Annotated in this window: 13 protein-coding genes; 12 read left to right on the forward strand and 1 reads right to left on the reverse strand. The window is 65.4% G+C overall.

Annotated elements, in window-relative coordinates; all coding sequences use genetic code 11:
- The first annotated feature begins 6 nt into the window (after nt 1–6).
- From frr to lpxB, 12 genes are all read left to right on the forward strand, one after another.
- Nucleotides 7–570 carry a ribosome recycling factor gene (gene frr, locus BMX99_RS05520; protein ID WP_093448215.1) on the forward strand — a complete coding sequence of 188 codons (564 nt, stop codon included), beginning with the start codon at nt 7–9 and terminating at the stop codon, nt 568–570.
- 12 nt (nt 571–582) lie between these two features.
- The gene (locus BMX99_RS05525) at nt 583–1,308 is read left to right on the forward strand and encodes an isoprenyl transferase (protein WP_093448218.1); all 726 of its coding nucleotides are present in this window, start codon (nt 583–585) and stop codon (nt 1,306–1,308) included.
- 1 nt (nt 1,309) lies between these two features.
- On the forward strand, nt 1,310–2,095 hold the full coding sequence (locus tag BMX99_RS05530; protein WP_093448221.1) for a phosphatidate cytidylyltransferase: 786 nt from the start codon (nt 1,310–1,312) through the stop codon (nt 2,093–2,095).
- Entirely contained in the window at nt 2,095–3,264 is a 1,170-nt protein-coding gene (gene dxr / locus BMX99_RS05535) for a 1-deoxy-D-xylulose-5-phosphate reductoisomerase (protein ID WP_093448224.1), read from the forward strand. Before BMX99_RS05530 ends, dxr begins: the two co-directional genes overlap by 1 nt.
- Nucleotides 3,265–3,311: 47 nt before the next feature.
- Nucleotides 3,312–4,652, forward strand: a complete 1,341-nt coding sequence (gene rseP / locus BMX99_RS05540; protein WP_093448227.1) for an RIP metalloprotease RseP — start codon at nt 3,312–3,314, stop codon at nt 4,650–4,652.
- Nucleotides 4,653–4,821: 169 nt separating this feature from the next.
- Complete coding sequence (locus BMX99_RS19975) at nt 4,822–4,953, forward strand: hypothetical protein (protein ID WP_261315443.1); 132 nt, start codon at nt 4,822–4,824, stop codon at nt 4,951–4,953.
- 246 nt (nt 4,954–5,199) lie between these two features.
- Nucleotides 5,200–7,557: an outer membrane protein assembly factor BamA gene (bamA, locus tag BMX99_RS05545; protein ID WP_093448230.1), complete on the forward strand. Its 2,358-nt coding sequence runs from the start codon at nt 5,200–5,202 to the stop codon at nt 7,555–7,557.
- A 22-nt stretch (nt 7,558–7,579) separates the two neighbouring features.
- On the forward strand, nt 7,580–8,317 hold the full coding sequence (locus BMX99_RS05550; RefSeq protein ID WP_254771992.1) for an OmpH/Skp family outer membrane protein: 738 nt from the start codon (nt 7,580–7,582) through the stop codon (nt 8,315–8,317).
- 126 nt (nt 8,318–8,443) lie between these two features.
- On the forward strand, nt 8,444–8,908 hold the full coding sequence (fabZ, locus tag BMX99_RS05555; protein ID WP_093448233.1) for a 3-hydroxyacyl-ACP dehydratase FabZ: 465 nt from the start codon (nt 8,444–8,446) through the stop codon (nt 8,906–8,908).
- A 2-nt stretch (nt 8,909–8,910) separates the two neighbouring features.
- Nucleotides 8,911–9,714, forward strand: a complete 804-nt coding sequence (gene lpxA, locus BMX99_RS05560; RefSeq protein ID WP_093448236.1) for an acyl-ACP--UDP-N-acetylglucosamine O-acyltransferase — start codon at nt 8,911–8,913, stop codon at nt 9,712–9,714.
- A 1-nt stretch (nt 9,715) separates the two neighbouring features.
- Nucleotides 9,716–10,522: an LpxI family protein gene (locus BMX99_RS05565; RefSeq protein WP_093448239.1), complete on the forward strand. Its 807-nt coding sequence runs from the start codon at nt 9,716–9,718 to the stop codon at nt 10,520–10,522.
- Nucleotides 10,522–11,661 (forward strand): lipid-A-disaccharide synthase, encoded by a 1,140-nt coding sequence (gene lpxB / locus BMX99_RS05570; protein ID WP_093448242.1) that lies wholly within the window; start codon nt 10,522–10,524, stop codon nt 11,659–11,661. Before BMX99_RS05565 ends, lpxB begins: the two co-directional genes overlap by 1 nt.
- Nucleotides 11,662–11,821: 160 nt before the next feature.
- Here the strand turns inward: lpxB and mnmA are convergent, their stop codons facing one another.
- Nucleotides 11,822–12,964, reverse strand: coding sequence for a tRNA 2-thiouridine(34) synthase MnmA (gene mnmA, locus BMX99_RS05575; RefSeq protein WP_093448244.1), 1,143 nt, complete (start codon nt 12,962–12,964; stop codon nt 11,822–11,824).
- Nucleotide 12,965: the final 1 nt, after the last annotated feature.

Raw genomic sequence — 12,965 nt, forward strand, 5'->3', positions numbered from 1 at the left:
AACCCAATGTCTGACGATTTCGAGCTGGATACAGACGACCTGAAACGCCGCATGGACGGGGCCATGAGCTCTCTGCGGACCGAATTCGCCTCTCTGCGCACGGGCCGCGCTTCGGCCTCCATGCTGGAGCCGGTGATGGTGGATGCCTATGGCAGCCCGACGCCGATCAACCAGGTGGGCACCGTCAACGTGCCCGAGCCGCGCATGGTCACCGTCAACGTCTGGGACAAGGGCCTTGTGAACAAGGTCGAAAAGGCGATCCGCGAATCCGGGCTTGGCATCAACCCGCAGCTCAATGGCACCATCATCATGCTGCCGATCCCCGAGCTGAACGAGGAACGCCGCCGCGAGCTGACCAAGGTTGCCGCTCAGTACGCCGAAAGCGCGCGGGTGTCCGTGCGCAACATCCGTCGCGACGGCATGGACCAGATCAAGAAGGCCAAGGCCGATGGTCTGTCGGAAGATGACCAGAAATTCTGGGAAAGCGAAGTGCAGGACCTGACGGACACCTATGTCAAGAAGGTCGATGCCGCGCTTGAAACGAAGCAGGAAGAGATCATGCAGGTCTGACCTGCGATCATCATGACCAAGCCCGAGGATATCCGGCGGGGGCCCCGCCATGTCGCCATCATCATGGACGGCAACGGAAGGTGGGCCACCTCCCGCGGTCGGCCACGTCTGTTCGGCCATCACGCCGGCGCGAAACGCGTCCGGGAGATCGTTGAGGCCTGCCCGGATCAAGGCGTCAAGTACCTGACGATCTTCGGATTTTCGACCGAGAACTGGAAACGCACCCAGATCGAGGTCGCCGGGCTGATGAGCCTCTTTCGCCGCTATATCCAGAAGGAAACCCGCGCGCTGAAGGCCAACAACGTCCGCGTGCGTTTCATCGGCGACCGGCCGGGGCTTGATCCCAAGCTGCAATGCCTGATGGACGACCTTGAGGAAGCCACCCGCGAATGTGACGGCACCAACCTGACCATCGCGTTGAACTATGGCGGGCGGGACGAGGTCGCGCGCGCCACCAAGCGGCTGGCGCGGGACGTGGCCGCAGGCAAGCTGAACCCCGAAGAGGTCAACGAGGAAACGCTTCCCAAGTACCTCGACACCCGCGTGCTGCCCGATCCCGACCTGGTGATCCGCACCAGCGGAGAGGCGCGGATCTCGAACTTCCTGCTGTGGCAGTCGGCCTATGCGGAATACGAGTTCATCGACACGCTCTGGCCGGATTTCTCGGAAGAGGTCTTTGCCAGGCTGATCGCCAATTACGCCGGGCGCGAGCGGCGTTACGGCGGGGTCAAGGCCTGACATGGCGCGCTCCTGGGAGGATCTGACCGCCCGCGTGATCTCGGGCGTTGCCATGGTCGCCGTGGGGCTGACGGTCATCTGGCTGGGCGGCACCGCGCTGCGCCTGGGCTTTGCCCTGGTCGTGGGCGGCATGGTCTGGGAACTGGTCCGCCTTCTGACGCCCGAGGCGCGGAAATCCGCCCTGGCCATGGCGGGGACGGCGGGCGTGGCCCTGCTGGGGGCGCTGTATCTGCCGATGCTGATGGCATTGCCGCTGCTGCTGGCCCCGGCCATGGCGGGCATCGCTTGGGTGCCGCGCCACCGGGTGCTTTACCTGACATTCACCGCCATGATCCTTGTGGCCGCCTTCGGCATGGTCCAGCTGCGCGAGGTCTCGGGCATGGGCTGGCTGCTGTGGCTGGTGCTGGTGGTCGTGGCCACCGATATCGCGGGCTATTTCGCCGGGCGCGCCATTGGCGGGCCCAAGTTCTGGCCCCGCGTCAGCCCCAAGAAAACCTGGTCAGGCACCGTTGCCGGCTGGATCGCCGCGGGCCTTGTCGGCGCGGTCTTTGCCGCGCAAAGCGAGGTTGGCTATTCCCTGATCGGCCTGTCCATCGCCGTGTCGATGGCGTCCCAAATGGGTGACATGGCGGAAAGCGCGATGAAACGGCGGGTCGGGGCCAAGGACAGTTCCACCCTGATCCCCGGTCATGGCGGTCTGCTGGACCGCTTCGACGGCATGCTGGGCGGGGCGGTCTTTCTGCTGCTGATCGGCCCCTGGGCCGGGCTGCCCGTGGGCACGTTCTGATGCGCAGGATCTCGATTTTCGGCGCAACCGGGTCGATCGGGCAGAACACCATCGACCTGATCGACCGCAACCCCGGGGCCTATGACGTCGTGGCGCTGACCGGCGGCCAGAACATCGCCCGCCTGGCCGAGGATGCGATCCGCCTGAAGGCCGACCTGGCCGTCACCGCCGATGAAACCCGCCTGGACGATCTGCGCGCCGCGCTGAACGGATCGGGGGTTGAGGCCGCCGCCGGAACCGAGGCGCTGAGAGAGGCCGGCGCGCGTCCGGCCGACTGGGTCATGTCCGCCATCGTCGGGGCCGCCGGGCTGCCGCCCGGGATCGCCGCGCTGGACCAGGGGGCGACCCTGGCGCTGGCCAACAAGGAAACGCTTGTCACCGCGGGGCCGCTGGTCATGCAGCGAGCCAAGGCTACCGGATCGACCATTCTGCCTGTCGACAGCGAACATTCCGCAGTTTTTCAGGCGCTTGAGGGCGAGGGCCTGGAAAGCGTGGAACGTGTGATCCTGACCGCCAGTGGCGGTGCCTTCCGCGACTGGCCGATCGAGACGCTGCGATCTGCCACCCCCGCGCAGGCCGCCACCCATCCAAACTGGGACATGGGGCAGCGCATCACCATCGACAGCGCCTCGATGTTCAACAAGGCGCTCGAGGTGATCGAGGCCAAGGAATTCTTCCATCTGCGTCCCGACCAGATCGAGGTTCTGATCCATCCCGAAAGCATGATCCACGCCATCGTCGGCCACGTGGACGGCGGCATGATGGCGCATCTGGGGGCGCCCGATATGCGCCACGCCATCGGCTATGCCCTGCACTGGCCCGAACGCGCGCATCTGCCGGTGGAACGGCTGGACCTGGCCAAGCTGGGGCAGCTGACCTTCCGCGCCCCCGATCCCGACCGTTATCCCGCGCTGACCCTGGCCAAACGTGTGATGGAGCGGGGCGGCCTGGCCGGGGCGGCCTTCAACGCCGCCAAGGAACGCGCGCTGGATGCCTTCATCGCCGAACAGATCGGGTTTACCGACATGGCGCAGGTGGTTGCACGGGTTCTTGATCGCCTTGATCCCGACCTGGGACCGATTGAAGCGGCCTTTGACCTTGATAACATCCTTGAAATGGACCATCTCGCCCGGAGAGAGGCCGAAAAGGTCATGGCCCAGGCGCTGTAATCCGGCGCATTTGAAGCACGCAGTTTGTCACAGCAATAGGCAGGTTCATGGAATTACTTCCTCAGTTCGGCAGCATTTTCATGACACTTCTGGCCTTTGTGGTGGCCTTGTCGATCATCGTCGCGATCCATGAATACGGCCATTACATCATTGGCCGCCTGTCCGGCATCCGGGCCGAGGTCTTTTCGCTTGGCTTCGGGCCGGTGCTCGTGTCGCGGGTCGACAAACATGGCACCCGCTGGCAGCTGGCCGCGCTTCCCTTTGGCGGATACGTGAAATTCCTGGGCGACAGCGATGCTGCCTCGGGCAAGGACGGGGCGGCGATGTCGCATCTTTCCGACGCCGACCGTCGCATGACCATGCATGGCGCGCCGCTTTGGGCGCGCAGCGCCACCGTCGCGGCCGGGCCGGTCTTCAACTTCATCCTGTCAATCCTGATCTTCGGGGCGCTGTTCTTTGCCCGTGGCGACGTGGCCTATCCGCTGACCGTGGACCAGATGCGCCCGCTGCCGCCCAGCTATGCGCAGCTGGAGCAGGGCGACCAGGTGCTGCGCATCGGTGGCGTGCCGCTGCCCGAGGACGAGACCGCAAGCTTCGACGGCTTTGACGAGGCCCTGCCGCGCGAAAAGGCGCTGGACTATGACATCATCCGGGGCGGTTCCGAAATGACCGTTCCGGGACCTTACCCCTATCCGCCGCTGATCACCCAGCTGGCCCCGAATTCCGCCGCCTATGACATCGGCCTGAAGGTCGGGGACGTGATCGAGACCATCGACGGGACCGAGATCTTTGCCTTCGAACAGCTGAAGGACCGGGTCGAGGCCTCGAACGGGGCCCCCCTTGCGCTGACCGTCTGGCGCGACGGCGTTGCGGATCCGCTGGACTTTGTCCTGGCCCCGCGCCGCGTCGACGAACCCCAAGCCGAAGGCGGGTTCCGCACCGAATGGCGCATCGGCATCGCCGGCGGCATGGCGTTCGAGCCGGGCACCGAAAGCGTCGGTCCCCTGGCGGCCCTGTCCAACGGTGTCAGCACGACCTGGCGGATCGCGGAAAGCTCGATCTCGGGGCTGTATCACATGATCACCGGGGCGATCAGCACCTGCAACATGACCGGCCCGATCGGCATCGCCCAGACATCCGGTGCGATGGCCAGCCAGGGCGCAGTCAGCTTCATCTGGTTCGTCGCGGCGCTGTCGACCGCCGTGGGCTTGCTGAACCTGTTTCCGATCCCCGTGCTGGACGGTGGCCACCTGGTGTTCTTCGGATACGAGGCCATCGCGGGCAAGCCGCCGTCGGACAATGCGCTGCGCATCCTGATGGGGGCCGGGCTGACGCTGATCCTGTCGGTGATGATCTTCGCTTTGACAAACGATGTGTTCTGTCCCTGATCGAACCCGGGTCGGGGCAGGGTGCCACAGCCTTTGCGGCCCGTCGCATCGGCCCTGAAATCGCTGCCCTGAAATCGTCACATTTGCCGTCCCAATTCCGCCCCAATCCTTGACGAGAGTAAGCGCAAAGGCGGCCCCTGGGCTGCGTGCACTTCAAGGCGGTGGCAGGATGCAACTGATTCAGAACTCTTATTCCGGCGTTTCCCTTCTGGTGGACCTGAACCGTGATCGTCTGTTCACGGTCGGCATGATCGCAATGGCCCTGGCCGGCGGTTACTGGATGGCGTCGCTGGTCGCCTGATCGACCGCCTTTCGGGCCCGGCCCTTCGCGCCGCAGCCCCTGATTTCACAAGTTCCCCCCGGCCGTGGCAGCGGCCGACCTCAGCAAGACCGGATTGGGCAGCACATCAACCCGGTCTTCAACTGAACGGTGCGCATTCCACACGGTCTGCGCACCTTTTTCTTTTCTGGCCCGGATGATTTTGACAAGCCCCGGCTCACGCGGTACTCACTTTCTCAACTGGGGGCATTCCATCCGGGTGGGACAATGAAGAAAACAACGCAGAGCAGGGCTGCCAACCTGTCTTTCCGCACAATCGCAAACCGCGTTCTGATCGCAGCATTGTTGACCAGCGTCGCGCTGCCGTCACTGCCCGATCGGGCCCACGCGCAAAGCTACAGCTTCGGATCGGTACAGGTGCAGGGCAACGCCCGAATCGAAACCGGCACGATTCTGTCCTATGCGGGAATCGCCCGGGGCCAGACCCTGTCCGCCGCCGAACTGAACGACGCCTACCAGCGCCTTGTCGCCTCCGGTCTGTTCGAGACCGTCGAGATCACGCCCCGCGGCGGCACCCTGGTCATCAACGTCACCGAATATCCCACGGTCAACCGCGTCCGTTTCGAAGGCAACCGTCGCCTGAAGGACGATGCGCTGGAATCCATCGTGCAGTCCAAGCCGCGCCTGGTCTTCTCGCCCTCCAAGGCTGAAGCGGATGCCGCCAAGATCGCCGAAGCCTACGCCCAGCAGGGCCGCCTGGCCGCCCGCGTCACGCCCAAGATCATCCGCCGGTCGGACAACCGCGTCGACCTGGTCTATGAAATCATCGAGGGCAAGAATTCCGAAGTGAACCGCATCGGGTTCGTCGGCAACACCGTCTATTCCGACCGCCGTCTGCGCCGCGTGCTGCAGACCAAGCAGGCCGGGCTGCTGCGCCAGCTGATCCAGCGCGACACCTTCGTGGAGGATCGCCTGCAGTTCGACCAGCAGGTTCTGCGTGATTTCTACCTGTCGCGTGGCTACATCGATTTCCGCACCACCGCCGTGGACGCCGAACTGGCGCGTGAACGGGACGCCTATTTCGTCACCTTCAACGTCCAGGAAGGTCAGCAATTCCGCTTTGGCGAGGTCACGGTGGTCAGCGACTATCCCGCCGCCGACGCCGAGCTGTATGAAACCGTGCTGAAACTGCGCCCCGGCGTGGTCTATTCGCCCAGCCATGTCGAAAACGCCATCGCGCGGATGGAGACCTTGGCCGTGCGCGAAGGTCTGGACTTCCTGCGGGTCGAGCCGCGGATCACCCGCAACGACCGCGACCTGACGCTGGACGTGGAATTCGTGCTGACCCGTGGCCCGCGCATCTTCGTCGAACGCATCGACGTCGAAGGCAACACCACCACGCTGGACCAGGTCATCCGCCGCCAGTTCAAGATCGTTGAAGGCGACCCCTTCAACCCGCGCCAGATCCGCGAAGCGGCCGAGCGCATCCGCGCGCTGAACTTCTTTGAAAACGCCGAGGTCAACGCACGCGAAGGGTCGTCCCCCGACCGTGTCGTTGTCGACGTCGATGTGGCCGAGAAGCCGACCGGGTCGCTGTCTTTCGGCGGCACCTATTCGACCAACTCGGGCTTTGGTCTGGCGATCTCCTTCACGGAAACCAACTTCCTGGGCCGCGGCCAGTCGCTGAACCTGACGCTGTCGGGCGCGGAATCGAACCAGAACTATTCGCTGTCCTTCATTGAACCCGCCTTCCTGGGCCGTGACGTGGCCTTCAACTTTGACGCCGGCTATGTCGAAACCTCGACCTACAACGCGGAATACGACACCTCGGCCACGAACTTTGGCATGGGGCTGACCTTCCCGGTCGGCGAACGCGCCCGCCTGGGCCTGCGCTTCGGGCTTGAGGCTTCGGCGATGCGCGATCCGACCGGTGGCGGTTCCCCCGCCGTGGGCAGCATCATCAACAGCGAAATCGCCCAGGCCAACGTCTATGCCGGTGTGGTCGGCTACAACTACACCTTCGATACCCGCGATGCGGGCTTTGACCCGACCAAAGGCGTTCTGCTTGAATTCGCTCAGGATTTCGCGGTTGGCGGAGACGTTCAATTCGTTCGGACCCGCGCCCGCGCGGTGGCCGAGACCCGCATCCTGAACGAGGAAGTGACCCTGCGCGCCATCGTGAAGGGCGGCATGCTGAACTATTCCAAGGGCTCGTCCCGGACCATCGACCGTCTGGCGCTGCTGGGCGACGACCTGCGCGGCTTCGAAGCCGGCGGTGTCGGTCCGCGCCACATCGACGGCACCGCGAACAACACGCTTTACGGCAACATGTACATGGTTGGCAGCCTCGAGGCCGAATTCCCCCTGGGTCTGCCCGAGGAATACGGCGTGTCGGGTGGTGCCTTCTATGACATCTCGAACATCTGGGATGTGGGCGCATCGGCCAATTCGGTCGGCACCGGTACGTTGCTGTACAACAACGGCTCGGCCCGCCATGTGGTCGGCCTCTCGGTCTTCTGGGATACGCCGATCGGCCCGCTGCGCTTCAACTTCGCCAAGGCGCTGAAGAAAGAACAGAACGACCGTGAACAGTTCTTCAACGTATCGATCCGGTCGGAATTCTGATCCGGTGCACAGGGCCCGCCGCGTGCGGGCCGCAGGGCCGCGCCTGAGGGGGGCGGCCTTCGTGCTTGCGGGGGTTCTGCTGGGCCTTCCGTCCGGCCCCGTGCTGGCGCAGACCGCCCCTCAGGATCCGGCCGCAACCTCCCAGCCTCGGCTGCGCCCGACGGCAAGCCCCATCCTTGTTCTCGACAGTGAACGCCTGTTGTCCGACAGCGCGACCGGCCAGGCGATCGACGCCCAGCTGGCCGACCGCAGTGCCGAACTGGCCGCGGAAAACCGCCGGATCGAGGCCGAGCTGACCGAAGAGGAAAAGGACCTGACCACGCGGCGCGCCACGCTTAGCGCGGATGCCTTCCGCGCCGCCGCCGCTGCCTTTGACGACAAGGTCCAGACCATCCGGGAAGAGCAGGACGCCAAGCTGCGCGCCCTTCAGGATCAGGCCAATACCGCCCGGCGTGAAATCCTGTCCGCCGCCAACCCCGTGCTGGTGTCCATCATGCAAGAGGCCGGCGCCGTCGTGGTGGTGGAAAAGGCCAGCCTTCTGGCGTCTCTCCAGGCGATTGACGTGACCGCGTTGGCCATCGCCCGCCTGGATCGTGCCATGGCCGGGGATACCTCCGTTGAGGGCGGGTTCGACCTTGGCACGCCCGATCCCTCGGCCCAGCCTTCCGAAACGCCCGCCCAGACGTCCATCCAGACGCCTGTAGCGCCCTCTGCGGCCCCGAATAGCACCGCCGGCCAGCCCTCGGTCAGCGGCAACTAGACGCGCCCGGATTGCCCTTTGCACGGGTCACCCGATGGTGCGGCGGATGCGCCCCTCTCTTGCCGCCTGCCGCCCGGCTTGCTACGCAACACCAAACGAAAAGAACCGGACCCGATAGGAGATCCCATGAGCGACAGCCTGAAATCCGCCGACATTGGCCTGATCCAGCGGATCATTCCGCATCGCTATCCCTTCCTGCTGGTCGACCGGGTCGAAGACATCGACGGCTATCAGACTGCTGTGGGCATCAAGAATGTCACCATGAACGAGCCGCACTTCCAGGGCCATTTCCCCGGCAAGCCGATCATGCCCGGCGTGACCATCGTGGAAGCCATGGCCCAGACCGCCGCCGTCATGGTGGGCGTCGCCATGGACATGGCCGACAAGGACCTGCTGGTCTATTTCATGGCCATCGACGGCTGCAAGTTCCGCCGCATGGTGGTGCCGGGCGACGTGCTGAAGATGAACCTGGAAACCGTGCGCGGCAAACCCGGCGGCAAGGTCTGGAAGTTCAAGGGCGTGGCCACGGTCGACGGTGAAATGGCCTGCGAGGCCGAGTTCACCGCCATGATGGACCTGCCGAAGGAGTGACCATGTCCATTGATCCCACAGCGCAGATCCACCCGTCTTCGATCATCGAAGAGGGGGCGGTGATCGGTGCCGAGGTCCGGATCGGCCCCTTCTGTCACATCGGTCCCAAGGTGCGCATCGCCCGCGGCGTGACCCTGCAAAGCCACGTGGTGGTGCAGGGCATCTGCGAGATCGGCGAAGACACCCTGGTGCATCCCTTTGCCGTGCTTGGCGGCATCCCGCAGGACAAGAAGTTCAAGGGCGAGGAAACCCAGCTGTTCGTCGGCGCGCGCAACCGTATCCGCGAACATGTCACCATGAACACCGGCACCGAAGGTGGTGGCGGCGTCACCCGCGTCGGCGATGACGGGCTGTTCATGGCAGGCTGCCACGTGGCCCACGACTGCCAGATCGGCAACAACGTCGTGGTGGTGAACAACGCCGCCCTGGCGGGCCATTGCATCATCGAGGATGACGTGATCATCGGCGGTCTTTCCGGCGTGCACCAGTTCGTGCGCATCGGGCGGGGCGCGATCATCGGTGCGGTGACCATGGTGACCAACGATGTGATCCCCCATGGTCTGGTTCAGGCCCCGCGCGGCGTGCTGGACGGGCTGAACCTGGTCGGGCTGAAACGGCGCGGCGTGGCGCGGGCGGACATCACCGCCCTGCGCGCCGCCTTCCAGATGCTGGCCCAGGGCGACGGCGCCTTCCAGGACCGCGCCCGCCGCCTGGGGGAAGAAACCGAAAGCGATTACGTCCGTGACATCGTCCGCTTTGTCACCGCCGAAAGCGACCGGTCCTTCCTGACGCCCGGAAAGGGCTGACATGTCCCGGATCGGTATCATCGCCGGGACAGGCGGCCTGCCGCTAGCCCTGGCCCAGGCCCTGCCGGACGCCCATGTGGTGGCCTTTGAGGGTGCCTCGGTCGCCGTGCCCGAGGATCGGCTGGACCGCCACCGGATCGAGAAGCTGGGCGGCGTCTTTGACGCGCTGCGCGCGGCCGGGGTGAGCCGGGTGGTTATGGCCGGGGCTATGTCGCGGCCCGCGCTCGATCCCTCGGCCCTCGACCCGGTGATGATGGCGCTGGCACCGCGGATCTTGATGGCGATGCAGGGCGGCGACGACGCGCTGCTTCGGCTGGTGATTACCGTTTTCGAAGAACAGGGGTTCGCGGTTGTGGGCGCGCATGAGCTTTTGCCCGATCTGACCGCTGGCGACGGTCTTTTGGCCGGACCCGCGCCCTCGGATCGCGCCCGCGCGGACATCGCGCGGGGCAGGGACATCCTGGCCGCAATTGGCCCCATGGACGTGGGCCAGGGCTGTGTCGTGGCCGAGGGGCTCTGCCTGGGCGTCGAGACCCTGCAGGGCACCGACGCAATGCTGCGCTTCGTGGGCGAAACGCCCGGATCTTTGCGCGGCACCCGGCGCGGCGTTCTGGTGAAACGCCCCAAGCCGGGACAGGACCTGCGCGTCGACATGCCGGCGATCGGCCCCGCCACGGTGGAAGCCGCCGCCGCCGCCGGCCTTGACGGCATCGCCATCCAATCCGGTGCGGTGCTTCTGATCGACCGGGCGGAATTGCTCTCCATGGTCGAGGCCAGGGGCCTCTTCCTGCTCGCAGAGCCCGCCTGATGCGCGTCTTCCTGATCGCGGGCGAACCCTCGGGCGATGCCCTTGGGCAGGCGCTGATGGCGGGGCTTAAGGCTCTGGTGCCGGATGTGCAGTTCTCGGGCGTGGGCGGCCCGCTGATGTGCGCGGAAGGCATGACAAGCCGCTTCCCGATGGATGAGCTGTCGGTCATGGGCCTGGCCGAGATCCTGCCGAAATACCGCCACCTCAAGCGCCGCATCCATGAGACCGCCCAGGCGGTGCTGGATGAAAAGCCTGATGTTCTGATCACCATCGACAGCCCCGATTTCTGCCTGCGCGTGGCCCGGCTGGTCAAGGCGGAGTCCTCTATTCGCACGGTGCACTACGTGGCCCCGACGATCTGGGCCTGGCGGCCCGGCCGCGCGAAGAAGATGGTCGGCGTGATCGACCAGGTCCTTGCACTCTTCCCGTTTGAGCCGCCGCTGATGCAGGCCGCGGGCGTGACTTGCGATTTTGTCGGACACCCGATCGCGACCCAGCCCCGCGCCACCTCTGACGACTGCGCGGCCTTCCGCGCCGCACATGACCTGACAGACACGCCCTTCGTCCTCCTCCTGCCCGGATCCCGGCGCGGAGAGGTCAGCCGCATGGCTCCGGTCTTTGGCGAAACCGTCGCCGCCCTGGCCCGCGCACGACCCGACCTGCGCTTTGTCCTGCCCGCCGCCGGACCCGTGGACCAGATGGTGCGCGAGCAGACCGCGACCTGGTCCCAGAAGCCCCTCATCCTCGATCCCGCAACGACCACCCCCGCGATGAAGCGCGCAGCATTTGCCGCTGCGGACCTTGCCATCGCGGCCTCCGGCACGGTCTCGCTTGAACTTGCCGCCGCGCGCACGCCCATGGTCATTGCCTACCGGATGAACCCGCTGACCTTCGCCATCATCCGGCGCATGGCGATCACCGATACGGTGACGTTGGTGAACCACGTCACCGACAGCCGTGTCGTGCCGGAATTCCTGGGCCCCGAGTGCCAGGCCAGCAACATCGCCCCCGCCGCCCTGTCGCTGCTGAACGCCCCCGGCGAACAGCTGGAGGCGATGAACCTGACGACGGAGCGGCTGGGAGAAGGCCAGGAAGACCCTGGGGTGCGCGCCGCCCGGGCCGTGCTTTCACGGCTCTGACAGGACGCCTCCGGCGGGAGTATTTCTGGCAAGATGATCGGGGGAGGCCGAGCCCCCCTCTTTGGTTTTTACAAATATCCTCGGGGGTAGCCATGACTGCCCCTGGCAGTCGTGGCGCAGGGGGCAGACAGCCCCCTGCCTCCCTTGGCCAGAGAGCGCGTCAGCCCTTGTGGATCCAGCCGCCACCCAGGATGCGCGTGCCGCCCGTTTCATAGAAGACGCAGGCCTGCCCCGGAGAGATGCCTTCCTCGGCCGTCAAAAGCTCGACCGTGGCCTCGGTGGCCGAGATCGGGCGCAGGATCGCCTCGCGCGGGGGGCGGGTGGAGCGGACCTTGACCGAGATATGGCGCTCTGCTTCGTCGAGGAAATTGCCGTCGCCCAGCCAGTTGATTTCACGCACCGGGACCTGGCGGGTGGCCAGCATCTCTTTCGGGCCGACGATCACCTGCCGCGCGTCCACGTCGAGCTTCACCACGTAGAGCGGATCGGCAAGCCCGCCGATGCCAAGCCCGCGGCGCTGGCCGATGGTGTAATGGATCACACCCTCATGTTCGCCCAGAACGCGGCCGTCCGCATGCACGATCTGACCGGGTTCGGCCGCGCCGGGGCGCAGTTTCTCGATCACGCTGGCATAATTGCCATTCGGCACGAAGCAGATGTCCTGGCTGTCGGGCTTGTCCGCCACCGCCAGCCCGTATTTCGCCGCCAGTTCGCGCGTGGCGTCCTTCGAGGGCAGATGCCCGAGCGGGAAGCGCAGGAAGGACAGCTGTTCGGGCGTGGTGGAGAAGAGAAAATAGCTCTGATCGCGATTCGCATCTGCCGCGCAGTGCAGTTCCGGGCCATGATCGCCCATCTTGCGTTGAATGTAATGGCCCGTTGCCATGCAATCGGCGTCCAGGTCCTTGGCGGTTTCCAGCAGGTCCTTGAACTTCACCCTCTCGTTGCAGCGGATGCAGGGCACCGGGGTCGCGCCGGCCAGGTAGCTGTCGGCGAATTCGTCGATCACGGCGTCCTTGAAGATGTTCTCATAGTCCAGGACGTAATGCGGAAAGCCCATTTCCTCGGCCACCCGGCGGGCGTCATGGATGTCGATCCCGGCACAGCAAGCGCCCTTTTTTGCAAGGGCCGCACCGTGATCATACAGCTGCAGGGTCACGCCGACCACGTCATAGCCTTCTTCGGCCAGCTGCGCCGCGACCACGGAACTGTCGACGCCGCCCGACATGGCGACGACCACGCGGGTTTCCGACGGCGGTTTTGCAAATCCAAGGGAGTTCAGCCCCGAAGTCCGATCAAGTGCCATG

This window comes from Pseudooceanicola nitratireducens (assembly GCF_900109195.1).
In the GTDB taxonomy this organism is placed as follows: domain Bacteria; phylum Pseudomonadota; class Alphaproteobacteria; order Rhodobacterales; family Rhodobacteraceae; genus Pseudooceanicola; species Pseudooceanicola nitratireducens.

Excerpts from the sequence above, each read along its gene's own strand:
- frr (WP_093448215.1), top strand. The coding sequence starts at position 7 with ATGTCTGACGATTTCGAGCTGGATACAGACGACCTGAAACGCCGCATG.
- BMX99_RS05525 (WP_093448218.1), top strand. The coding sequence starts at position 583 with ATGACCAAGCCCGAGGATATCCGGCGGGGGCCCCGCCATGTCGCCATC.
- BMX99_RS05530 (WP_093448221.1), top strand. The coding sequence starts at position 1,310 with ATGGCGCGCTCCTGGGAGGATCTGACCGCCCGCGTGATCTCGGGCGTT.
- dxr (WP_093448224.1), top strand. The coding sequence starts at position 2,095 with ATGCGCAGGATCTCGATTTTCGGCGCAACCGGGTCGATCGGGCAGAAC.
- rseP (WP_093448227.1), top strand. The coding sequence starts at position 3,312 with ATGGAATTACTTCCTCAGTTCGGCAGCATTTTCATGACACTTCTGGCC.
- BMX99_RS19975 (WP_261315443.1), top strand. The coding sequence starts at position 4,822 with ATGCAACTGATTCAGAACTCTTATTCCGGCGTTTCCCTTCTGGTGGAC.
- bamA (WP_093448230.1), top strand. The coding sequence starts at position 5,200 with ATGAAGAAAACAACGCAGAGCAGGGCTGCCAACCTGTCTTTCCGCACA.
- fabZ (WP_093448233.1), top strand. The coding sequence starts at position 8,444 with ATGAGCGACAGCCTGAAATCCGCCGACATTGGCCTGATCCAGCGGATC.
- lpxA (WP_093448236.1), top strand. The coding sequence starts at position 8,911 with ATGTCCATTGATCCCACAGCGCAGATCCACCCGTCTTCGATCATCGAA.
- BMX99_RS05565 (WP_093448239.1), top strand. The coding sequence starts at position 9,716 with ATGTCCCGGATCGGTATCATCGCCGGGACAGGCGGCCTGCCGCTAGCC.
- lpxB (WP_093448242.1), top strand. The coding sequence starts at position 10,522 with ATGCGCGTCTTCCTGATCGCGGGCGAACCCTCGGGCGATGCCCTTGGG.
- mnmA (WP_093448244.1), bottom strand. The coding sequence starts at position 12,964 with ATGGCACTTGATCGGACTTCGGGGCTGAACTCCCTTGGATTTGCAAAA.